At 69.4% G+C, this 21,035-nt stretch carries 14 protein-coding genes, 1 tRNA gene and 1 other RNA gene; 12 read left to right on the top strand and 4 right to left on the bottom strand.

Features of this window, described 5'->3' with window-relative positions:
• Position 1: 1 nt before the first annotated feature.
• From AC5P1B_RS21425 to AC5P1B_RS21415, 3 genes are all read right to left on the bottom strand, one after another.
• Positions 2-1,180 carry a restriction endonuclease subunit S gene (locus tag AC5P1B_RS21425; RefSeq protein ID WP_493888934.1) on the bottom strand — a complete coding sequence of 393 codons (1,179 nt, stop codon included), beginning with the start codon at positions 1,178-1,180 and terminating at the stop codon, positions 2-4.
• A complete protein-coding gene (locus AC5P1B_RS21420) occupies positions 1,173-2,747 on the bottom strand; it encodes a type I restriction-modification system subunit M (protein WP_493888933.1) in 1,575 nt (524 codons plus the stop codon). The genes AC5P1B_RS21425 and AC5P1B_RS21420 overlap by 8 nt, the downstream gene beginning before the upstream one ends.
• 364 nt (positions 2,748-3,111) lie before the next feature.
• Positions 3,112-3,196 (bottom strand) — tRNA-Ser (locus AC5P1B_RS21415).
• Positions 3,197-3,294: 98 nt separating this feature from the next.
• Here AC5P1B_RS21415 and ffs point away from each other — a divergent pair.
• The 10 genes from ffs to AC5P1B_RS21365 all read left to right on the top strand — a co-directional run bounded on the left by ffs (position 3,295) and on the right by AC5P1B_RS21365 (position 15,040).
• An RNA gene (gene ffs / locus AC5P1B_RS21410) (signal recognition particle sRNA small type) lies at positions 3,295-3,389 on the top strand.
• A gap of 103 nt (positions 3,390-3,492) precedes the next feature.
• The gene (locus tag AC5P1B_RS21405; RefSeq protein WP_493888932.1) at positions 3,493-6,171 is read left to right on the top strand and encodes a DNA polymerase III subunit gamma and tau; all 2,679 of its coding nucleotides are present in this window, start codon (positions 3,493-3,495) and stop codon (positions 6,169-6,171) included.
• A gap of 147 nt (positions 6,172-6,318) precedes the next feature.
• Positions 6,319-6,654, top strand: a complete 336-nt coding sequence (locus AC5P1B_RS21400; RefSeq protein WP_493888931.1) for a YbaB/EbfC family nucleoid-associated protein — start codon at positions 6,319-6,321, stop codon at positions 6,652-6,654.
• 235 nt (positions 6,655-6,889) lie between these two features.
• On the top strand, positions 6,890-7,489 hold the full coding sequence (recR, locus tag AC5P1B_RS21395; protein ID WP_493888930.1) for a recombination mediator RecR: 600 nt from the start codon (positions 6,890-6,892) through the stop codon (positions 7,487-7,489).
• Positions 7,482-8,147 (top strand): DUF5063 domain-containing protein, encoded by a 666-nt coding sequence (locus AC5P1B_RS21390; protein ID WP_493888929.1) that lies wholly within the window; start codon positions 7,482-7,484, stop codon positions 8,145-8,147. Before recR ends, AC5P1B_RS21390 begins: the two co-directional genes overlap by 8 nt.
• Before the next feature lie 559 nt (positions 8,148-8,706).
• The gene (locus AC5P1B_RS21385; protein ID WP_493888928.1) at positions 8,707-9,978 is read left to right on the top strand and encodes an aspartate kinase; all 1,272 of its coding nucleotides are present in this window, start codon (positions 8,707-8,709) and stop codon (positions 9,976-9,978) included.
• Entirely contained in the window at positions 9,975-11,051 is a 1,077-nt protein-coding gene (locus AC5P1B_RS21380; protein ID WP_493888927.1) for an aspartate-semialdehyde dehydrogenase, read from the top strand. Before AC5P1B_RS21385 ends, AC5P1B_RS21380 begins: the two co-directional genes overlap by 4 nt.
• Before the next feature lie 812 nt (positions 11,052-11,863).
• The gene (locus AC5P1B_RS21375) at positions 11,864-12,439 is read left to right on the top strand and encodes a SigE family RNA polymerase sigma factor (RefSeq protein WP_493888926.1); all 576 of its coding nucleotides are present in this window, start codon (positions 11,864-11,866) and stop codon (positions 12,437-12,439) included.
• Complete coding sequence (locus AC5P1B_RS21370) at positions 12,436-13,989, top strand: hypothetical protein (RefSeq protein ID WP_493888925.1); 1,554 nt, start codon at positions 12,436-12,438, stop codon at positions 13,987-13,989. The genes AC5P1B_RS21375 and AC5P1B_RS21370 overlap by 4 nt, the downstream gene beginning before the upstream one ends.
• A gap of 154 nt (positions 13,990-14,143) precedes the next feature.
• A complete protein-coding gene (locus tag AC5P1B_RS21365; protein ID WP_493888924.1) occupies positions 14,144-15,040 on the top strand; it encodes an SURF1 family protein in 897 nt (298 codons plus the stop codon).
• Positions 15,041-15,586: 546 nt separating this feature from the next.
• On the opposite strand, the gene AC5P1B_RS21360 is transcribed toward AC5P1B_RS21365, so the two are convergent.
• Positions 15,587-17,629, bottom strand: a complete 2,043-nt coding sequence (locus AC5P1B_RS21360; RefSeq protein WP_493888923.1) for a S9 family peptidase — start codon at positions 17,627-17,629, stop codon at positions 15,587-15,589.
• A 71-nt stretch (positions 17,630-17,700) separates the two neighbouring features.
• On the opposite strand from AC5P1B_RS21360, the gene AC5P1B_RS21355 reads away from it, so the two are divergent.
• Entirely contained in the window at positions 17,701-18,552 is an 852-nt protein-coding gene (locus AC5P1B_RS21355; protein ID WP_493888922.1) for a class I SAM-dependent methyltransferase, read from the top strand.
• A gap of 202 nt (positions 18,553-18,754) precedes the next feature.
• Positions 18,755-20,962, top strand: coding sequence for a nuclease-related domain-containing DEAD/DEAH box helicase (locus AC5P1B_RS21350; protein WP_493888921.1), 2,208 nt, complete (start codon positions 18,755-18,757; stop codon positions 20,960-20,962).
• The last annotated feature ends 73 nt before the right edge of the window (positions 20,963-21,035 follow it).

Below are 21,035 nucleotides of genomic sequence, written 5' to 3'. Positions count from 1 at the left end.
ACTAAACGTCGATAGTGATGCTCTGGTCCAGCAGCCCTGACAGGAGACCTACCCGGGCTGCACGGAGACGAGCGGCTTCAGCACGGATCGCCTTCAACGCCGACTCCATCGCGCCGAGTTCCGCCACCATCTCGCGTTGCCGATCGATTGAGGGTAGGCGCACAGCCATGCCCTTGGCCCGCTTGGCGCTGATGTGCTTGATGTTGGTGCCACCAGCGATGTCGAGGAAGGCTCTGGACTCGTAGGCCCACATGCTCCAGTGGAAGACGAACTCGGGGATGCATGCACCTTCCAATGCCCGGAGGCGGAGCAAGGTCATCTGGGTGCAGACGGGAGCTGGCAGCTCGTCTCTCCACATGGCGGGCATCCCGACCGCATTCACACTCGCGCTGCCCTCGGACACCACGACATCGCCGTAGCGGAGTGCGAACTTTTCGCGCTCCGCCGGCTCATAGTTCATCTCGAGCACGTCAGAGAGGTCGAGCGTCCCGTAGCCGACGTTCGCGGAACGTAGGTAGGGCGTCATGTATGGGCCGGCGCCCCTGTCGGGTGTCCGGCGCACGCCGGTTGAGAAGTCAAAGGCTTGTTCGGCCCTCACGGCTTCAATCGAATTGTCGGCGATGAGGTCGGCTCGTCGACGACGCAGAACCGCCGTCAGCGCCTCCCCCTCGGCGTCGAGCGCGGTGATCTGGTCATCCACCGAATCGATGACCTCGGTGATCCGCAGCTGGACGTGTAGCGGCGGCACGGGGATCATCCACGCCTCGAAGTCAGCTTCCTTCCAGCGGGCGCGCCCCTCGGAGCCAGCACGCATAGCGCCGATCTGTCGCAGGACTTCTGGCCGCTGGAAGTTGAGGAGCAGGAAACGGCCTACCACTTCCTCTTCGTCTACTTCGTAGAGGGGGAACTCGTTCGTCGCCAAGGCGCCGTCAAGCTCGGCAGAGACGACATCGAATGCACCCTTCTGAGTGTCAATCCGATTGAAGGTGAAGTCTCCTTCCCGCACCCGGTAGAGGGACTTGGCCTTGACAGTCTCCGTCGTTGCCACGCCCCGGTCGTATGCACCCTTGCCGTACCACCGGACCCCCATCGTGCGGTATTCGGCGCTCGGCTCCAGGCGAACGATCTCCCGCCGCTGACGCGCGATCCTCCCTGCAGGAACGTGCCGCCATTCACCCATGGAATCCCTCGATTCCAGCAGCGGCGAGGACAGTGAGCATGTGCTGTTCGGCTTTCTGCCGCTCGGCTCTGGCGGAGGTGTAGGCGTCGATGAGGGTGCCCAGGTCTTCCTGCTCGGCAGCAGCCTGCTTGATGTAACGGCCGATGTTGAGGTCGTACCCGTTTGCCGTGATCTCCGTAGCGGGGACGAGTCGCGCGGTGAGGCCGCTTCCTCCATCGGGGTCCACCTGGTTGCCATCGGCATCGAACTTCGAGTGGTAGGCGGTCACGACATCGGCGATGTCAGCTGCCGTCAGGATGTTGCGATTCTTAGCCTTGGCGAATCGCTTGGAGGCGTCGATGAACAGCACGCCGCCCTGTCGTTCCGGGGCTTTGGTGCCGGGTGCACGGAACACCAAGATCGCTGTGGGGATGTCGGTGTTGTAGAAGAGGTTGGCAGGCAGTCCGATGACTGCTTCGAGGAGATCGTCGTCCAGGACACGCTGGCGGATGGCTGCTTCCTGGCCGCCGCGGAAGAGGACGCCGTGCGGCAAAACGACGCCGGCGCGTCCCCTCTCTGCGCCCATGCTGGCAATCATGTGCTGAACGAACGCCCAGTCTGCCGTCGACTGCGGGGCGACCCCGCCGATGGCACGCGGGTCCTTGGTCCAGGGCTTCCACTTCAGGCTGTACGGCGGGTTAGCGAGGATCACATCGAACTGCTTGATTGTGCCGTCCGCCTTCGTGAAGCGCGGATCCTTCAGGGTGTCGCCGACCTCGACCTTGAACTGGGTGAGGTTGTGCATGAAGAGGTTCATGCGGGCCACGCCCGCCGTCTCCGCTACGGCCTCCTGCCCGTTCAAACTGAGCGTGTAGCCACGCCCACCGCGGGCCTTCAGCAGGTTCGCGGAGGCGATGAGCATGCCGCCTGATCCGCAGGTCGGGTCGTACACCGACTCGAAGCTCTTGGGCTCCAGGACTTCGACGATCAGCTCGACGACCTCGCGGGGGGTGAAGAACTGGCCGGCGCGGGTACCCGACCCGTCGGAGAATCGCTTGAGCAGGTACTCGTACGCGCCGCCGAGCACGTCGTGGGACATGTTGCCCTCGTGCATCTTCGGGGTGCGGTCCATCGCCTGCATCACCGCTGCCAGCACCTCCCTCGACAGCACCTCTTCGGAGGCCCACGTCATGTTGCCGAACAGGCGGGAGAACTTGTCAGGGTTGGCCGTCTCGATGGCCTGCAGGGAGGCGCGGACCCGCTGACCCAGGCCGGGCTGGGTGACGGTGGCGAGGATGGACGACCAGGAGGCGCGACGCTCCTTGACGGTGCCGGGGTGGATGAACGGGATCTCGAACGACTGGTAGTCGCGGTACTCGATCTCTCGGGCTTCCTCGGGAGAAAGGCCCTCCAGGCCCTCGTTGTCGGCCAGGAACTCCTGGTGCTGGTGCTCCCAGGTGTCCGACAGGTACTTCCAGAACATCAGCGGGAAGACGACCGAGGAGTACTGCGCTTCGGGCATCGCCACGCGCAGCTCGTCCGCGGCGTCCCACAAGCGGTTCTCGATCTCCTGCTGGGTCACTGCCATCAGTCGGGGGTGTCCTTGCTCGTGTCTGGGTGGCGGTCTAGAAGCCGCGGAGTCTCCGCTGGGCATCCTATTTGGGCCCTCTGTCAATGAGGCTGAGGTTGACCTCTCTGCTGGCCGGTTGGCCGGCTCAGGTCGGTGCGCGGCTCGCACGTTGCCGCCGAGCCTCAGGTTGGTCGCCCAGGAGGATCTTGGTCTCGACGGGGCCGACGATCAGGGCCCCTGATCGTCGGCAGAGAGCCGAAGCCCGTCCGCGAGAGTCCACGGCTGCCCGCCAGCGCAACTGAGACCAAAACTGAGACCACACGACGACGAAGGGTCCGACCGCTGAGCGGTCGGACCCTTCGTTTGCCCAGGTGGGCGGCTGCGGAGGATACGAGATTCGAACTCGTGAGGGGTTGCCCCCAACACGCTTTCCAAGCGTGCGCCCTAGGCCACTAGGCGAATCCTCCGCCGCAAACAATACAAGACGCGAAGCAGTGCTCGCGAACACGATCCGCAGGTGACCCGGGGCGGTCTCAGGAGCCTTGGGTATCCGCTAAGGTAGTGGCCAGCCCCTCACGTGGCGCTATCTCACCGAAATCCCCCAGGGCCGGAAGGCAGCAAGGGTAAGTGGGCTCTGGCGGGTGCGTGGGGGGCGTTTGCGTTGTGGGGATCGATGGTGTGACCTGCACGCTTGCCGTCGTGGCCGGACGGGTGGCTGCTCGGCGTGGGCTGGTTGTCGGTGGGGGCCGATATCGTCGTAGGTGTGTCGTCCCTTGCGCTCTACCGCCGCTACCGCCCCGAGACCTTCGCCGAGGTCATCGGGCAGGAGCATGTCACCAGCCCGTTGCAGCAGGCCCTGCGGAACAACCGGGTCAATCACGCGTACCTCTTCAGTGGTCCGCGCGGCTGTGGCAAGACGACCAGTGCGCGCATCCTGGCCCGCTGCCTGAACTGTGAGCAGGGACCCACGCCGACGCCCTGCGGTGAGTGCCAGTCCTGCCAGGACCTCGCGCGTAACGGGCCCGGTTCGATCGACGTCATCGAGATCGACGCGGCCTCGCATGGTGGTGTCGATGACGCGCGTGACCTGCGGGAAAAGGCGTTCTTCGGCCCGGCGTCCAGCCGGTACAAGATCTACATCATCGATGAGGCCCACATGGTCACCTCGGCGGGCTTCAATGCCCTGCTGAAGGTGGTCGAGGAGCCGCCGGAGCATCTGAAGTTCATCTTCGCGACCACCGAGCCGGAGAAGGTCATCGGGACGATCCGGTCGCGTACGCACCACTACCCGTTCCGGCTTGTGCCGCCCGGCACGCTGCGCGAATACCTGGGCGAGGTCTGCGGCAGCGAGGCCATCCCCGTCGAGGACGGCGTGCTGCCGCTGGTCGTGCGGGCCGGGGCGGGGTCCGTGCGGGACTCGATGTCGGTCATGGATCAGCTGCTCGCCGGCGCCGCCGAGGACGGTGTGACATACGCCATGGCGACCGCTCTCCTCGGTTATACGGACGGCTCGCTGCTCGACGCCGTGGTGGAGGCCTTCGCGGCTGATGACGGGGCTGCCGCCTTCGAGGTCGTGGACGAGGTCATCGAGGGGGGCAACGATCCCCGGCGGTTCGTCGCCGACCTGCTGGAGCGGCTGCGGGACCTGGTGATTCTCGCGGCTGTGCCGGACGCGGCGGCCAAGGGCCTCATCGACGCTCCGGCCGAGGTCATCGAGCGGATGCAGGCGCAGGCTGCGGTGTTCGGTGCGGCCGAGCTGAGCCGTGCGGCCGATCTGGTCAACGAGGGTCTTACGGAGATGCGCGGGGCGACCTCGCCCCGGTTGCAGCTGGAGCTGATCTGCGCGCGGGTGCTGCTGCCCGCGGCATTCGACGATGAGCGGTCGGTGCGGGCCCGGCTGGACAAGCTGGAACGGGGTGCCCTGGCGAACGGCATCGTCGGCGCGCCGCCCGCTGGTCCACCCATGGGGTACGTGCCTGGACCCCAGGCGCACGGCGGCGCGGCTCCGGTGCCGGCCGGTCCGGCCGCCGCGCGTGCGGCGGTAGCGGGTCGCGGCGTGGACGCGGGCGCGGTGCCCAGCGCGGGTGGGGCGTCGGCGGTGGGCGCCGAGAGGGCGGTTGCGGCTCCGGTGCCGGACGCGGCGCCTGGTGGGTGGCCTGCGGGGGCTCAGCCTGTCCAGGCCCAGTCCGCGCCGTCTCCGTCCGTGTCCCCTGAGAACGCGGCGGCTCCGAGCGCGCCGCCTCAGCCCGCGTCGCCGCCCGCCGTGGGGCCAGGCCAGGCCGAGCAGGCGGGTGGTCAGCCGGGTGAGGAACCGGGCGGTCGGCAGCAGCCTGGGGCGTGGCCTGCGTCGGGTGGTGCTGGTGGGACCGGCGGTACCGGTGTGAGTGGTGCGGCTGGTGCTGGTGGGGGTGCTGGCGGCGCCTCTCGGCCCGGTGCGTGGCCGTCGGCCGTGGCGCCTGGACAAGGCGGGCGCGGTGGTCAGGGCGCGGCCCCGGCGCCGCAGCCCCAGCAACCAGGTGCTGGCCCGGCCGATGGAACGGCGGCCAGCGCTGCGTACGGGGCGAGTGGTGCGGGCAGTGCCGGTGGGGCCCAGGGTGCGCACGGGCAGGCAGCGGGCGATGCGGCGCAGCCTGGCCAGGGTGGCGGCATGGCTCAGGGAGCCGCACAAGTCCGGCAGATGTGGCCGGACATTCTGGAAGCGGTGAAGAACCGGCGCCGGTTCACGTGGATCCTGCTCAGCCAGAACGCGCAGGTCGTGGGCTTTGACGGGACCACGCTCCAGGTCGGGTTCTCCAACGCGGGCGCCCGCGACAGCTTTGTCAGCGGTGGCAGTGAGGACGTGCTGCGCGAGGCTCTCAGCGCTCAGTTCGGCGTGCAGTGGAGGGTCGAGGCGGTCGTCGATCCTTCCGGCGGTGCCGGGCAGGGCGGGGGAGCCGGGCAAGACGGGGGCTCCGGCGGCGTCGGAGGTGGGGGCTTCGGTGGAGGCGGCGGATTCGGTGGCGGCGCCCCGGCAGCTCCGCCCCGGCAGCTGGCGCCCGCGCAGGCCCCGGCTTCGCCCGCTGGGCCTGGCCAGGATCAGTCGGGGCAGGGCGGCACGGGGGCGGGACCGGCCGGTGGTGGCAGTGGGCAGGGCGGCGCCGGTGCTGGCGGAGCTACGGGTTCCGCTGGGCCTGGGGGCGGCCAGGGGGCGCAGCGCGCACGGCAGGCGTCCGCGTCCGCCGGTTCCGCCTCGGCCGGACCGGCTGGAGCCGCGGGGCCGGGTGGGGCGTCCGGACCCGCGGGCGCGCGGGCGTACGGGGAGCGCGAGCCCGCTCCGATCGCGCCGGAGGACGATGTCTGGGCCGAGGACGACCCGGATCTCGTCGACAGCGCGCTCAGCGGGCATGACCTGATCGTGCGCGAGCTCGGTGCGACGGTGATAGAGGAGATCGCGAACGAGTAACCGCCGGGCCGCCGGGGGTCTCCTGGGCCGTCATCCCCAGCTCGTACGGCTGCGTTCGCCCTCCTTCGTACGGCGTAGGGCGCGGCGACTGCTGAACACGTAGGCTCGGGCTACCGAAGACGTTCGTGGACGGACAGGAGTAAGCCCGTGATCCCCGGTGGTGGCCAGCCCGACATGCAGCAGCTGCTGCAGCAGGCTCAGAAGATGCAGCAGGATCTCGCGGCGGCTCAGGAGGAGCTGGCGCGGACGCCGGTCGAGGGTTCGGCGGGCGGCGGCCTGGTCAAGGCCACGGTGACCGGCGGTGGCGAGCTCCAGGGGCTGGTCATCGACCCGAAGGCAGTGGACCCTGAGGACACGGAGACCCTCGCGGACCTGGTCCTCGCGGCCGTCCGTGACGCGAACCAGTCCGCGCAGGCGCTGCAGCAGCAAAAGCTCGGACCTCTCGCCCAGGGCCTCGGCGGCATGCCGGGGCTCCCCTTCTGACCCTCGCCCCTACTCCCTTACCCGCATCGGAGGCAGACGGCCCGTCGCGCCGTCTGCCCGCCCGATGGACGACCGCCCCACCGCTGCGAAGCGGCGGCACGAGACCCCGGCACCGGCTCTCACCCACCGTGGCCAGGGACAACACACCGCATAGGCCAGAACACAGCAGCATCAGAGCACACCTCAGAGAACACAGCAGGACCCGAGAGCACAGCAGAGAAGGAGGAGGCGTTCCGTGTACGAAGGCGTGGTCCAGGACCTCATTGACGAGTTGGGCAGGCTGCCCGGCGTGGGGCCCAAGAGCGCGCAGCGGATCGCTTTCCACATCCTGCAGTCCGAGCCGACCGACGTCCGGCGTCTGGCGCACGCGCTGACAGAGGTCAAGGCGAAGGTGCGGTTCTGTGCGGTGTGCGGCAACGTCGCCGAAGCCGAGCAGTGCCGGGTGTGCCTCGACTCGCGTCGTGATCCGGCGATCATCTGCGTCGTCGAAGAACCGAAAGACGTTGTCGCGATTGAGCGGACTCGTGAGTTCCGCGGCAAATACCACGTGCTCGGCGGAGCGATCAGCCCCATCGAGGGGGTTGGCCCGGACGATCTGCGGATACGAGAATTGCTGGTCAGGCTCGCTGACGGGGCTGTCACCGAGCTGATTTTGGCTACGGACCCAAACCTTGAGGGGGAGGCCACCGCCACGTACCTCGCGCGCATGGTGAAACCCATGGGCCTGAGGGTCACGCGGCTGGCGAGCGGACTGCCCGTCGGGGGAGACCTGGAGTATGCCGACGAGGTCACGTTGGGACGTGCCTTCGAAGGGAGAAGACTTCTCGATGTCTGACGCAAAGCTGCACGACACCCGACAGGACCCCGACGACTTCGCTGTTCAGATCTCTGACCAGATCGAAAGCTTCATCGTCGCGGTGACCGAGGTGGCCAAGGGGGATGAGCCGGACAGTGCGGTCCCCTTCCTTCTTCTGGAGATCTCTCAGCTGCTCCTCGCGGGCGGTCGCCTTGGCGCCCACGAGGACTTCGTTCCGGACGAACGCTACGAACCGGATATCGGCCCTGAACCGGACGTAGACGACCTGCGTGAACGATTCGCCACGTTGCTCGACCCGATCGACGTGTACTCGGAGGTCTTCGACCCGTACGTGCCGCGCAGCTCGCCGGTCGCCTGCCGGATCTCCGACGACCTGGCGGACATCATCACCGACCTGCGGCACGGCATGGCGCACTACCGCGACGGCCGGGTGAGCGAGGCGCTGTGGTGGTGGCAGTTCTCCTACCTCTCGAACTGGGGAACGACCGCCTCCGCCGCGCTGCGCGCTCTCCAGTCGCTGGTCGCGCACGTACGGCTGGACAGTCCGCTGGATGAGCTGGACGGGCTGGACACGGACAGCAACGCGGACGCCGAGGAGCAGTTGGCGGAGGAGGCGGGAAAGGTGATGGCCGCGGAGATCGCCGCCCCGCTCGGCCTGCGCCCCGCCCGCAGCTGAGCCTCCGCCGTCGGAGCCGCCAGGCCCCGCCGGACCCCGCCGACCTCTCGCACTCCAGGCGAACCTCTGCTACCGGTCTGATGGCTGCGTCAGCCGGGCTTCGCCTGTCGCCGCACCGGCGGGTCGGCGGGCCCGTGCGTATGGGCCTGGAAGGCCGTGGGCTGGGCCAGGGCGCGATGCGGCCCGCAGGCGGCGCTTGGCCTTGAGTGTGGGGTCGGAGTGGCTTTAGGGGCCGTTGAGGGCCCGTGTGGCGTGTGGGTAGGTTTGCCGGGGTGCTTGTCGTGGTGAGCCGGGGTCGCGGTGGCGCTGGGTGTTGAGTGTGATCCTGGCTGTGACCTGGCTTACGTTTCCGTATGCTCTGGCCCGCAGCGGGCAGGGTTCGTCGCTGAGCGGGTGTGTGGACGTGGACGCGTCCTGCCTGATCACGAAGTGAGTTCTGTGTCTCGCTATGTGATATTGGGAGGGCTTGTCCGGCCTGCTCGTTAGACTGAGCCGACCGCAGTTACCCCCTTGCGGGGGTCTGGGGGTCAACCCCAGAAGATATGAGCGAGGAGCGCACGTGGGCCTTGTCGTGCAGAAGTACGGCGGCTCCTCCGTTGCGGATGCCGAGGGCATCAAGCGCGTCGCCAAGCGAATCGTCGAAGCCAAGAAGAACGGCCACCAGGTGGTCGTCGTGGTTTCCGCGATGGGCGACACTACGGACGAGTTGATCGACCTCGCCGAGCAGGTATCCCCCATTCCTGCCGGGCGAGAGTTCGACATGCTGCTGACCGCTGGAGAGCGAATCTCCATGGCATTGCTGGCCATGGCGATCAAAAACCTCGGCCACGAGGCGCTGTCTTTCACGGGCAGCCAGGCAGGTGTCATCACCGACTCGGTCCACAACAAAGCGCGGATCATCGACGTCACGCCGGGCCGTATCCGTGATGCCCTTGACCAGGGCGCGGTCGCGATCGTGGCCGGATTCCAGGGGGTCTCGCAGGCCAAGAAGGACATCACCACGCTCGGACGTGGCGGGTCCGACACCACCGCCGTGGCACTGGCGGCGGCGCTCGACGCCGAGGTGTGCGAGATCTACACCGACGTGGACGGCGTTTTCACCGCCGATCCGCGCGTGGTGAAAAAGGCTCGCAAGATACATCAGATCGCTTTCGAGGACATGCTCGAACTCGCGGCAAGCGGTTCCAAGGTGCTGCACCTGCGCTGTGTCGAGTACGCCCGTCGCTACAACATTCCCATCCACGTCCGGTCGTCGTTTTCCGGCCACGTGGGCACCTGGGTGCGTAACCAGTCCGAAGGAGAAGAAGGCATGGAGCAGGCGATCATCTCCGGGGTCGCCCACGACACGTCCGAGGCCAAGATCACGGTCGTCGGCGTGCCGGACAAGCCCGGTGAGGCTGCGGCCATCTTCCGTACGATCTCGGACGCCCAGCTCAACATCGACATGGTGGTGCAGAACGTCTCCGCCGCGTCCACTGGGCTGACCGACATCTCGTTCACGCTGCCGAAGACCGACGGTCACAAGGCGATGGAAGCCCTTACCAAGGCGCAGACCGAGATCGGCTTCGACTCGCTGCGCTACGACGACCAGATCGCCAAGATCTCGCTCGTCGGCGCGGGCATGCGGACCAACCCGGGCGTCACGGCGACCTTCTTCGAGGCGCTGTCGAACGCGGGCGTCAACATCGAGCTGATCTCGACCTCCGAGATCCGCATCTCGGTCGTGACGCGTCAGGACGAGGTCAAGGACGCGGTGCGCGCGGTGCACAGCGCCTTCGGCCTGGACAGCGAGAGCGACGAAGCCGTCGTGTACGGGGGCACCGGGCGATGAGCGGCAGTAACAGCGACACCCGCAAGCCCACCCTGGCCGTCGTCGGTGCGACGGGCGCAGTGGGCACGGTCATGCTCGGCATCCTCTCGGAGCGGGCGGACATCTGGGGCGAGATCCGGCTGATCGCTTCCCCGCGTTCTGCGGGCCGCAAGCTCACCGTGCGCGGCGAAGAGGTCGAGGTCATCGCGCTGAGCGAGGAGGCGTTCGAGGGCGTCGACGTCGCGATGTTCGACGTGCCCGACGAGGTCTCCGCGCAGTGGGCGCCCATCGCCGCCTCCAAGGGCGCGATCGCCGTGGACAACTCCGGCGCCTTCCGGATGGACCCGGACGTGCCGCTGGTGGTCCCCGAGGTGAACGCGCACGCGGCCCGGGTACGCCCGCGCGGCATCATCTCCAACCCCAACTGCACCACCCTGTCGATGATCGTCGCGATGGGCGCGCTGCACGCCGAATTCGGCCTCAGCGAGCTGATTGTCTCCTCGTACCAGGCCGTCTCCGGCGCGGGCAAGGAAGGCGTCGACACGCTGCGTGACCAGCTGGCGAAGGTGGCCGGTACGGAGCTCGGCACGCAGCCGGGCGATGTGCGGCGAGCGGTCGGCGACACGGGGCCGTTCCCGGCGCCGATGGCGCTCAACGTGGTGCCGTTCGCCGGTTCACTCAAGGAGGACGGCTGGTCGTCCGAGGAGCTGAAGGTCCGCAACGAGTCCCGCAAGATCCTCGGGCTGCCGGAGCTGCGGGTCACCGCGACCTGTGTGCGCGTCCCCGTGATCACGACGCACTCGTTGACCGTGCACGCACGCTTCGAGAACGAGGTGACCGTCGCCGCCGCGCACGAGATCTTGGCCAGCGCGCCGGGCGTCGTGCTCTGCGACAACCCGGCCGCCGGTGAGTTCCCGACCCCGGCCGATGTTGTCGGTACGGACCCGACCTGGGTGGGGCGCGTACGGCGTTCGATGGACGACCCGAACGCGCTGGAGCTGTTCGTCTGCGGCGACAACCTCCGCAAGGGCGCCGCGCTCAACACCGCGCAGATCGCCGAGGTCGTCGCGGCGGAGCTGACCAGCAGCCAGTGAGGTGACGTGACCTGACGGCGGCGGCCGGGGGCGGCCGGCCCGGTCTTCGGACCTGGTCTCCGGAGTTGGATGTCCTTGGATGTCCGGGCCTGGGCTGAGCCCGCGCCGCGGCCCGACTGCCGGGCGGTATCAGTCGGTGTCGATCTGTGCCGGCCGGTGTCGGTCGGTGGGCAGTCGGGCGGCCCGGACGCGTGGTGGCGCGGCTGGTTTCCTGGCCGGGAAGCCGGGACCGGCCGCTGCTGTGGTCCAACGACGAGGCAGGCACTGTTTGTAGTGCCGCGCGTGGGGCCCTGTGCCTACGCGTGTGCCTACGCCTGCGGCTCTCTGCGTACGCCTGCGATCTACGTGAACGCCACGCGGTGCTCGTCTCCGCGTGGCGTTTCGCGCGTTTCGTACGTTTCACGCGCGCGGACGCGAGAGCGCGGTGGCGCGAACCGGCGGGTCTGTGCGCGACCATGCTCTCCAGGTGCTGTGAGTGTGTGAAGATTTCACGACGGGCTTGTTGGTCTGGGCCACTTGAACCGCGGCGTTGTTTCGTTCGATTATTCGCTCCCCACCCACTGCAACCCGCGGACGGGTGGGGAGCGTCTTTGTGGCCGCCCCCTATGGGCACTCCAGCAAATGGGGCATTGAGGAAGAGTGGTGCGCATGGGGGCATTTGATGCATCGCCAAAGGCGATGCCTCACGCGTACAACCCTGACGGGGGGAAGCGTGTCAAACAAGCGTGGCAGAGGCACTTGGCATCGCAGCAGTCCCAGTGGGGCGTGGAAGCACAGCAGTGCGACCGAAGCGTCCCCGCTCCGCTGGTGGTATGCCGGTGATCGCGCCATGGCCCGCCACGCGCCCCGCCCAGATTCCTTCACAGCGCGGGGACACTGACGACGCGATGGCAGCGGGCACCACAGTTGATCATCTTACCGAGACCTACCGCGCCCATTACCGGTCGCTGCTCGGCCTCGCGGCTCTGCTTCTGGACGACACCGCTTCGTGTGAGGATGTCGTACAAGAGGCTTTCATCCGTGTGCATTCCGCGCGCAACAGAGTGCGAGACCCACAGAAGACCCTTGCTTATCTGAGGCAGACAGTCGTCAACCTCTCCCGTTCGGCGCTGCGGCGCCGGATTCTCGGGCTGAAGTTGCTGTCCAAGCCGATGCCCGACATGGCGAGTGCCGAAGAAGGCGCGTACGAACAGCTGGAGCGCGACCAATTGATTAAGGCGATGCGAGGCTTGCAGCGCCGACAGCGCGAGGTGCTTGTGCTGCGCTACTTCGCGGACATGACGGAGGCCCAGGTCGCTGACACGCTCGGCATATCGCTTGGGTCGGTCAAGGCGTACGGCTCGCGCGGGATCGCCGCGCTGCGCATCGCCATGGAGGCTCCGGCATGAACCACGGGAGTGACGGGCCGGGTGGACCAGACCGGCAGGACGGGCATGACCAGCGCGCGAGTGGCGAGCCCGGTGGCACCGCTGACGGACTGGGTAGCAGCGACACCAGCGACACCAGCGGTAGAGATGCCGACAGGGCTGCCGCTGCCACCGACAGGAGTGCCGGTGATGCCGGTGATGCCGGTGCGAGCGTCAGCGGTGCTGGCGAGAGCGGCAGTGTCAGCGACGTAACGGCCGGTGGTGGTGAACCGGCCGGTGAAAGTGATCCGGACGTTGACAACGGGCGGACCGCCGGGGATGCCCGGCTCGGTGACGGTGACCGGGACAGTGTCGGTGACCGGGACGGCGGTGGCGCCCGGGCTCGTGGTGATGAGAAGGCCGGTGCGGGCCGCGAGAGCGACGGCTTCGCGGGTGGCGAGGCCGACGCGAGGGCCAGTGGTCTGGCAAAGAAGACCAGCGGTGTCGCCGGCGGTCCCGAGGAGCCGACTCGCGAAGAGCCCGGCGGACTCGGTGGACCCGGTGGCCTGCCGGGGCTCGGCGCCGACGTGGACGAGCAGGCACTCCGGCGCTTGTTCCAAGGCGCTGTAGAGGACCTGGAACCGTCTCCCGAATCTCTTGACCACCTCCGGCGCGCTGTCCCCGCCCGTCGTACGCGCCGTCGCCAGGCTCTCGTCGGAGCGGTCGCGGCCGTGGTGCTCGCAGGTGCCGCGATTCCCGCGCTGGTCCACGTGGCCACCACCGGCGATGGCTCCAGTGAGCGGCCCGCCAACGTGGCGAGCAGCGAGCGCACCCGTGAGGCGGACGGGGGGCAGCATGGCGAGGAGGGCAGGCCCGGAAAGCCGGGCGAGACGCCGAAGGGCGACTCCAAGAAGGACAAGGAAAAGAAGAAGGGGAAGAAGGGCGACCCCTCCACTGGCCCCTCGGGCTCTGTGGACCCTGCCAGGCCCGACCCCTCAAGCACGCTCGCCGCGACCGCCCCGACCTGCGCGAGGGATCAGCTGGGGGACGGGGGGAGCAGCGTCGGTGCGGCCGACGCGGAGGGACGCGTCTACGGCTCGTTCCGCGTCGTCAACACCTCCAGCAGCGCGTGTTCGGTCGACGGCAGCGGAGTCGTGAACGCGGCGCCGCAGGGCGGCGCCGATCCCGCGGGCACCCAGGTGGTCGACCACACTGTTGGCGACCCCGCCACACAGCTGCCTCCTCCTTCGACCGCGCCCGACCAGATCATCCTTCAGCCCAGCCAGGTGTACGAGGTCAAGTACGCCTGGATTCCGGCTCCCGACGGTGGCACCACGGGGTGCTCCAGCACGGGCACGCCGAGCCCGGAGCCGACGGAGGAGACCGGGGGTTCAGCGCCGCAGAGCGAGCCCAGCACGGGCGACCCCGGCGGCGGCAGCGGGGGCACGGGCGGTGGCGGCGAGCCGCCTCCCCCGCCGTCGAGCGTGGTGGTCAGCCACACACCGGACGCCGGTGACCCCGTCGTCGCTAGCACGACCGTCCCGGACGCCTGCTCGGGCACCGTCTACCACACCGGAGCGCTGGCCGGTTAGTCACCGCGGTGGCGAAACGGTCAGCCGACCGGGTGGTACGACGCGGAAAGCCGGGCCGGCCCGGCGGCCGAGCCGGGCGCTGAGGGTGGGGCGACGGGCTTGGCTGGGGGAGGGGCAGTGCGGTGCTGGTATCGCGAGCCCGTACCGTGGGGGTGTGTATCGGTTCCTGCTGACGCCCCGCTGGTGGGGAATCAACGTCTTCACCGTGCTGGCCATCCCGGTCTGCCTCTTCATGGGCAGCTGGCAGCTCGGCCGTTTCGAGTCGCGTGTCGACTCCCACCAGGAGCAGCAGGACCACGCCGCCGAGGCGGAGTCGGCCGCGGCTCAGCCGCTCGCTGAACTCCTGCCCGTCACCCAGGACAGCTCCGGACGCCACGCGCGGGTCTCCGGCCGCTACGACACCAAGCATCAGCTGCTCGTTCCCGACCGCGAGCTCGACGAGCGGAACGGCTTCTACGTCCTGACCCTGCTGCGTACCGACAAGGGGCAGGCACTGCCCGTCGTACGGGGCTGGCTCCCCGGCGACGCCGACGCCGCCAGCAACCGGGCCAAGGTGCCCGCCCCGCCGTCAGGTGAGGTCACCGTGGTGGGAGCACTGCAGGCGTCGGAGCACAGCAGCAGCGACGGTGTGCGCTCGGACGGAGGGCTCCCGGATGGACAGCTCGGCATGATCAGCGCTGCCTCGCTGGTGAACCTGGTGTCCTACGACGTGTATGACGCCTGGATCACCGTCACCAAGGCGGACGGGCCCATGAAGCCTGTGCCACCGGCCGCCGCCGAGGGCACCGGCCTGGACTTGAAGGCATTCCAGAACCTTGGCTACACCGGTGAGTGGTTCGTCTTCGCGGGCTTCGTCATCTTCATGTGGTTCCGGCTCTTCCGCCGTGAGGCGGAGACAGCCAGGGACATCGCCCTCGGCATTCCCCCGGCTGATGCGCCAGGCACACCTCCCGCATCTCCTCCCTCATCGCCTCGCTCGCCCGCTGCTTCCGTCCCGACGGACTCCGCCGGTGAAACCCCGGCGACGACTGACGTGGCCCTGCACGACTGACGCGATCCCGGCGACGACCGACGCGACACCGGCGACGACGGGCGTGTCCGCCCAGGCCGACGCGTCCTCCCAGGCTGACGCGTCCGCCCAGGCCGACGCGTCCGCGCCGCCCGACGCGCCCACCGGGACCGACGTCTCTGCCGCAGCTGGTTCGCGCGACAACCAGCCGGTGGTCCCGAACAGCTAGCGCGGCTTGCCGGGGCCTGTCGAGCCTCAGAGCCTCATCCGGGCACGGCGCCCGCACCGCCTCCTCGGCGCGCGGCTGTCGGGCCTCGACCGGACCTGCCCGGCGTCATCCGGGACCATCAAGCCCCTTCGGACCTACCCAGCCTCATCCGGGCCCACCAAGCCCCTTCGGACCTGCCCGGCCGATCCAGGCACCCCGGCCAATCCAGAACCACCCGGCCGACCCTCTTCGGAGCTCCCCCCGGCCCCCTCAGTCCCACCAGTCCCCCAATCCCATCGGGGGCTCCTCCAGCCCCACCGACCGGGTCGGCCGACCTCCCTGCCTCCCTGTCGGCCCCTCACCGACCGACTGCCTCCGGCTCACATGCCCGTGCTCGCCTCCTCCACCTGACCACTCACCCGGCCACTGCCCTGGCGCTCCAAATGGCGCTCGGCGAAATCGATCTCCAGCCGGAGCTGCTTGATCCGCTCCTCGACGACGAGCGAGCCGTGTCCCGCGTCGTAGCGGTAGACCTCATGGGGGGCTCCGCGCTGCTCCAGGCGGGACACGTAGTTCTCGACCTGCCGGATGGGGCAGCGTGGGTCGTTCACACCGGCCGAGATGTAGACCGGGGCGCGCACCTCATCGACGTAGGTCAGGGGCGATGACGCGGCGAAGCGCTCCGGGACCTCTTCGGGCGTCCCGCCGAGCAGCGTGCGGTCCATCGCCTTCAGCGCCTCCATCTCGTCGTGGTACGCGGTGACGTAGTCCGCTACGGGGACCGCGGCCAGGCCCACCGCCCACGCGTCGGGCTGGGTGCCGAGCCCCAGCAGCGTCAGATAGCCGCCCCAGGAACCACCCGCGAGCACCAGCCGTGCCGGATCAGCGAGCCCGGAGGCCACGGCCCACTCGCGGACGGCCGCGATGTCCTCCAGTTCGATGAGCCCGACCCGGTGCTTGAGGGCGTCCGTCCAGGCGCGGCCATACCCGGTCGAGCCCCGGTAGTTCACCCGTACGACCGCGTACCCGTGGTCCACCCACGCCGCTGGGCCGGCCGCGAAAGCGTCGCTGTCATGCCAGGTCGGGCCGCCGTGGATGTCGAAGACGGTGGGGAAGGGGCCCGCGCCCTCCGGCTTCTGGACGAGGGCGTGCACCCGCCCGCCGGGCCCTTCCACCCACGCGTCGATGACCGGCACCGAGTCCGGGGCGCGGCTGAGCCCGCCCGGAAGCGCCGGGGCCTCCAGCACGACCCGCCCGAGGGTGGAGCGCACCTGAGGGGCGCGCGCGGCCGATGACCACAGGAACTCGACCGAGCCGTCCGGCCGTGCCGTCGCGCCCGAGATCGTCCCTGGCGGAGTCTCCACCCGGGTCAGCTCGCCGGTGGTCAGCTCGTAGCGCCACAGCTCGCTGCGCGCCTGGTAGCTGTGCTCGACCAGGAGGGCGATGCCGTCCGGATACCACTCGGCGCCCACATCACCCGGCAGGTCGATGGTGAGCGCGCGCTCCTCACCGGTCAGTGGATTCCAGATCATCGGCTCCCAGCGGCCACGCCGCTGGTGGCCGACGAGCAGCCGCGCGTCACCGTCGACCGGGACGAAGCCCATGACGGCGAGCCCCAGCTCCTCCGTACCTCCCTTGGTGTCGTCCAGCTCGGCGACCGCGGAACCGTCCAGCCGGACCACCCGGATCGCCGAGTGCATGGCGTCGCCGTGCTCGGTGTGCTCGATGGCGATCAGTTGGGCGTCGTGCGAGAGGTCACCGACACCGGCCGACTGCCGATGGCGGTAGATCTCCTGCGGCTCGCCGCGTCCGGCGTGATCGGCGTCCGGCTGCCCGGCCCCCTCGTGTCCGGCGCCCTCGCCGCCGGCGTCACCAGCGGCCGTCCGGCCTGAGCCCGACTCGTGTTGACGTATGACGTGGATGGCTGAGCCGTCCTCGTCCGTGGAGCGGCCGACGACCGCCGTTCCGTCCAGGCCGAGGGCGAGGCCCGCCGGGTAGGAAGCGGCCAGCTCCGGCACCGCCGGCTCGTCGTTCCCGCCCTCGAAGGGCTGCCGCATCCACACGCCGAACTCATCGCCGTCGGTGTCGGAGAACCACCAGATCGACTGGCCGTCCGGCGCCAGCACCCCGTCCGTCGTGCCGTTGGGCCGGTCGGTCACCTGGCGCTGCTCACCCGAGACGCGGTCCCAGGCGTACAACTCGTAGGTGCCCGTCGCGTTGGAGACGAACAGCGAGCGCTCCGGGGCGCCCTCCGCCCAGTCCGGCAGCCCCACACGCGGTGCCCTGAACCGCTTCTCCCAATCAGGCCACCCGGTGCCAGGCGCATCGCTCGCCCCGGCCGGGGCAACAGGCCCCGCCCCATCGGCTCCCCCAACCCCACCGCTCGCTCTGCCGTCCGGAACCGCTCCACCGCTCTCAGTCATGCCCCCTATTCTGCGCCGCCCGGCCAATAACTCGATGGCAAGCCCCCAAGCCTGTGGATAACCTCGAAAACATGCTCCAGCCACCCGCCGCCCCCGACTGGCGAGAAGCCAACCGCGCCATGTGGGACGAGCGCGTACCGATACACATCGCCAGCGACTTCTACGACCTTGAAGCATTCCGCGCCGGCAAAGACTCCCTCTGCGACTTCCAGGCCGATGAGGTGGGCGATGTCACCGGCCGGAGCGTGCTGCACCTCCAGTGCCACATCGGTCTGGACACGCTCTCCTTCGCCCGGCGCGGCGCTTCCCACGTCGTCGGTCTCGACTTCTCCGAGCCCGCCATCGACGCCGCGCGCGAACTCGCAGACGACCTCGGCTTCGGCCCGGACCGGGCCGCCTTCGTCACAGCCGATGTGTACGACGCCGTCGAGGCCGTGCCGGACTCCTCGTACGACATCGTCTATACGGGGATCGGCGCCCTGTGCTGGCTGCCCGACATCGAGCGCTGGGCGGAGACCGTCGCCTCCCTCGTCGCGCCCGGTGGCTTCCTCCATCTCTCCGAGTTCCACCCGTTGACGGACGCCTTGGACGACGAGAGCGCGTCGCGCATCGCGCACGACTACTTCAGCCGCGACCCATGGATCGACGAGACCCCCGGCACGTATACGGACCTCAGCGCTCCGACGGTCAGCAACCGCCGCGTGGAGTGGCAGCACACGCTCGGCGCGGTCGTCACGGCCCTCGCTACGGCCGGGCTGCGCATCGACTTCCTGCACGAGCACGACATGACGCTCTTCCAGCGCTTCGCCTCCCTGGAGCGCGGGGACGGCTACTACCGCCTCCCGGCCGGGCAGCCCCGTATCCCGCTGATGTACTCCCTGCGCGCGTCGAAGCCCGCTGCTGTCGCCGCTGCCGCTGACTGACCGCCCGGGCCGCGTGCTGAGTCCCCCGCTCGGCGGACGGTGCTCGGCGGAGGCGGACAGGGGAGTGGGCGGGCAATCACCCGGGCTTGCCCTCCGCTCCGGCCGAGAGCCCAGAGCCCAGAGCCCAGAGCTGATGCCGCTATCGCCTGCCGTGCGGTCGCGTACCGTCCTATGATCGTTACTCCGTGTTCGAGGGGGCGAAATGGCGGCAGGCGGTTCGGCGTCGCGGCGGGCGCAGGAGGCACGGCGGCAAGAGCGGCTGTTACGCGAGCAGTGGCAGGCCGCCAGTAGCGAAGCGCGCAGGTGGGAGGCGGCGAGCGAGGGGGAGCGCCAGGTCGCCGCTCAACTGCTTGTCCTCACCGCACGCGGGTGGCGGCTCCTCGTGGACCGGCGCTGGCCGGGCACGCGCTCGGCCAACGTGGACATGCTGCTGGTCGGGCCTGGCGGTGTCTTCGTCATCGATGTGAAGAACTGGCGTGCCGCTCCCGAGGCCTGCGACGGGAAGCTCCGCGCCGCGGGCGTGCCGCGCGACGACGACGTGAGGAAGCTGGCGGCCGTGACGAAGACCGCCGAGCTCGCGGTGGCTTCCCTGGGCCTCTCCCCGGTGGCCGTTCAGCCACTCATGGTCTTCGCGGGCCAGCGCGTCAACACCAGCCTCGGCAGAGTCCGTTTGCTGGGCGAGCACGAGGTCGGACCGGCGCTGCTGGCGGAACGCCGCCGGGTCAGCCCGGAAATGGTCCGCGCCATAGCCGACCACCTTGAGCGGGTCTTCCCCGAGTACGAGGGATCGGCCGTCCACGAGCCGACACGGCCGCCGAGCCCCCCAACGGCCGTAAGCGGTGGGTTGTTCGACCTCGACGGGCTGCGTGAGGCGGCCATCGAGGAAGCGCGGCAGGCGCCGATCGAGCAGTGGATGACCTTCCTCGACCCCGACCAGGTGGTTCTCGTCCGCCGTAACTGGGCAGGACCCGCCCGGATCAGCGGACCGGCCGGCACCGGCAAGACAGTCGTCGGCCTGCACCGCGCCGCGTACCTGGCACAGCGCTCCAGCCAGCGAATCCTCTACGTCACCTTCGCCAACAACCTGCCTCGCGTGCAGGGCACCTTCCTCAAGACCATGTCCCCGGCCGTGGCGGACCGCGTCGACTTCCGCAGCCTGCACGCCTGGGCCCAGGAATTCCTGCACAGCCGAGGCGTCGCCACCCGCCTGCACGGCGACAAGGCGGAGACGGCCTTCAGCCTCGCCTGGAAACACGTCGGACGCGACAGCTGCCTGGCTGAGATCGACCCCGCCCCGCGCTACTGGCGCGAGGAGATCGACTACGTCATCAAGGGGCGCGGCATCACGTCGTTCGAGGAGTACGCGGCCGTCCCCAGGCGCCGCCGCCGAGCCGGTCTGCGCCGGACGCACCGGCAGGCGGTGTGGGGTCTGTACGAGGCGTACGAGGCGAACCGCACCGAACGCGGCGTCCACGACTTCAACGACATCCTCACCCTCGCGCTGGCGGAGCTGAGCGGGAAACCCGGGCAGTCGCCCTACGCGGCCGTCATCGTGGACGAGGTCCAGGACCTGACGCTCGTCGGGATGCGGCTGCTCCATGCCCTGGTCGGTGACGCCCGCAACGGCTTGCTCCTCATCGGGGACGGCCAGCAGGCCGTCTACCCCGGCGGGTTCCGGATGGCCGACGCCGGAATCGACATCCGCGGCGACCGCGGGCAGGTGCTCCGTGCCAATTACCGCAATTCCGAGGAGATCCTGCGGGCGGCTCTCGCCGTCGTCGCTGAGGACGCCTTCGAGGACATCGACGGAGTCCGTACGTCCGGTCGGCGCGAGGTGGACCTCACGTACCACGACGGCCAGGTGATCCGGGCGGCGAGGCCCACCGTGGCCGAACACGACCAAGCGCTCATAGCGGCTCTCCGCGCGCTGCCCGCGGAGGATCGGGCAGGCGCGGCGGTGCTGTGCCCTTCCATGCGCGCCATCGGCCACTACCAGCGCCTCCTTGCGCAGGCGGGCATCGCGGTGTGTCCGCTTGAGCACTACGACGGACGCCCCGTCGAGGCTGTCAAACTCGGCAGCTACCGCCGCGCCAAGGGCCTTGAGTTCAAGCGTGTCTACCTGCCGCAACACGACGCGACCGTGGCACACGACCCGGGCGCCTCCGAGACCGCCCGCGAACGCGAGGAGCTGGCCCGCAGCCAGTTGTTCGTGGCCATGACCCGAGCTCGCGATGTGCTCTGGCTGGGCAGCGTCCATTCCGCGCCACGGCCGCCGGCCCCCGCGTCGTCAACAGCCCCGCCGCCCGCGCCGCAGCCGTCAGCACAGCAGCCGCCCGCGCAGCAGCCGCCCGCGCAGCAGTCGGCTGGGTCCCCGCCTCCGGCTTCCTTGCCATCGGCACCTGCGGGGTGACGCACGGACTGTCATCGCACCACCGGCGGATGTACCGAACCGAACGGACACCGAACGGACACCGAACGGACAC

The sequence above is a fragment of the Streptomyces sp. A01 genome, assembly GCF_059026195.1.
The sequence above is the reverse complement of the archived record's forward strand: the minus strand, read 5'-3'. Positions and strand labels throughout refer to the sequence as shown.

Coding starts and splice junctions, on each gene's coding strand:
- AC5P1B_RS21390 (WP_493888929.1), top strand. CDS start 7,482: ATGTCTGACGCAAAGCTGCACGACACCCGACAGGACCCCGACGACTTC.
- AC5P1B_RS21380 (WP_493888927.1), top strand. CDS start 9,975: ATGAGCGGCAGTAACAGCGACACCCGCAAGCCCACCCTGGCCGTCGTC.
- AC5P1B_RS21360 (WP_493888923.1), bottom strand. CDS start 17,629: ATGACTGAGAGCGGTGGAGCGGTTCCGGACGGCAGAGCGAGCGGTGGG.
- AC5P1B_RS21375 (WP_493888926.1), top strand. CDS start 11,864: ATGCCGGTGATCGCGCCATGGCCCGCCACGCGCCCCGCCCAGATTCCT.
- AC5P1B_RS21425 (WP_493888934.1), bottom strand. CDS start 1,180: ATGGGTGAATGGCGGCACGTTCCTGCAGGGAGGATCGCGCGTCAGCGG.
- AC5P1B_RS21350 (WP_493888921.1), top strand. CDS start 18,755: ATGGCGGCAGGCGGTTCGGCGTCGCGGCGGGCGCAGGAGGCACGGCGG.
- AC5P1B_RS21370 (WP_493888925.1), top strand. CDS start 12,436: ATGAACCACGGGAGTGACGGGCCGGGTGGACCAGACCGGCAGGACGGG.
- AC5P1B_RS21355 (WP_493888922.1), top strand. CDS start 17,701: ATGCTCCAGCCACCCGCCGCCCCCGACTGGCGAGAAGCCAACCGCGCC.
- AC5P1B_RS21420 (WP_493888933.1), bottom strand. CDS start 2,747: ATGGCAGTGACCCAGCAGGAGATCGAGAACCGCTTGTGGGACGCCGCG.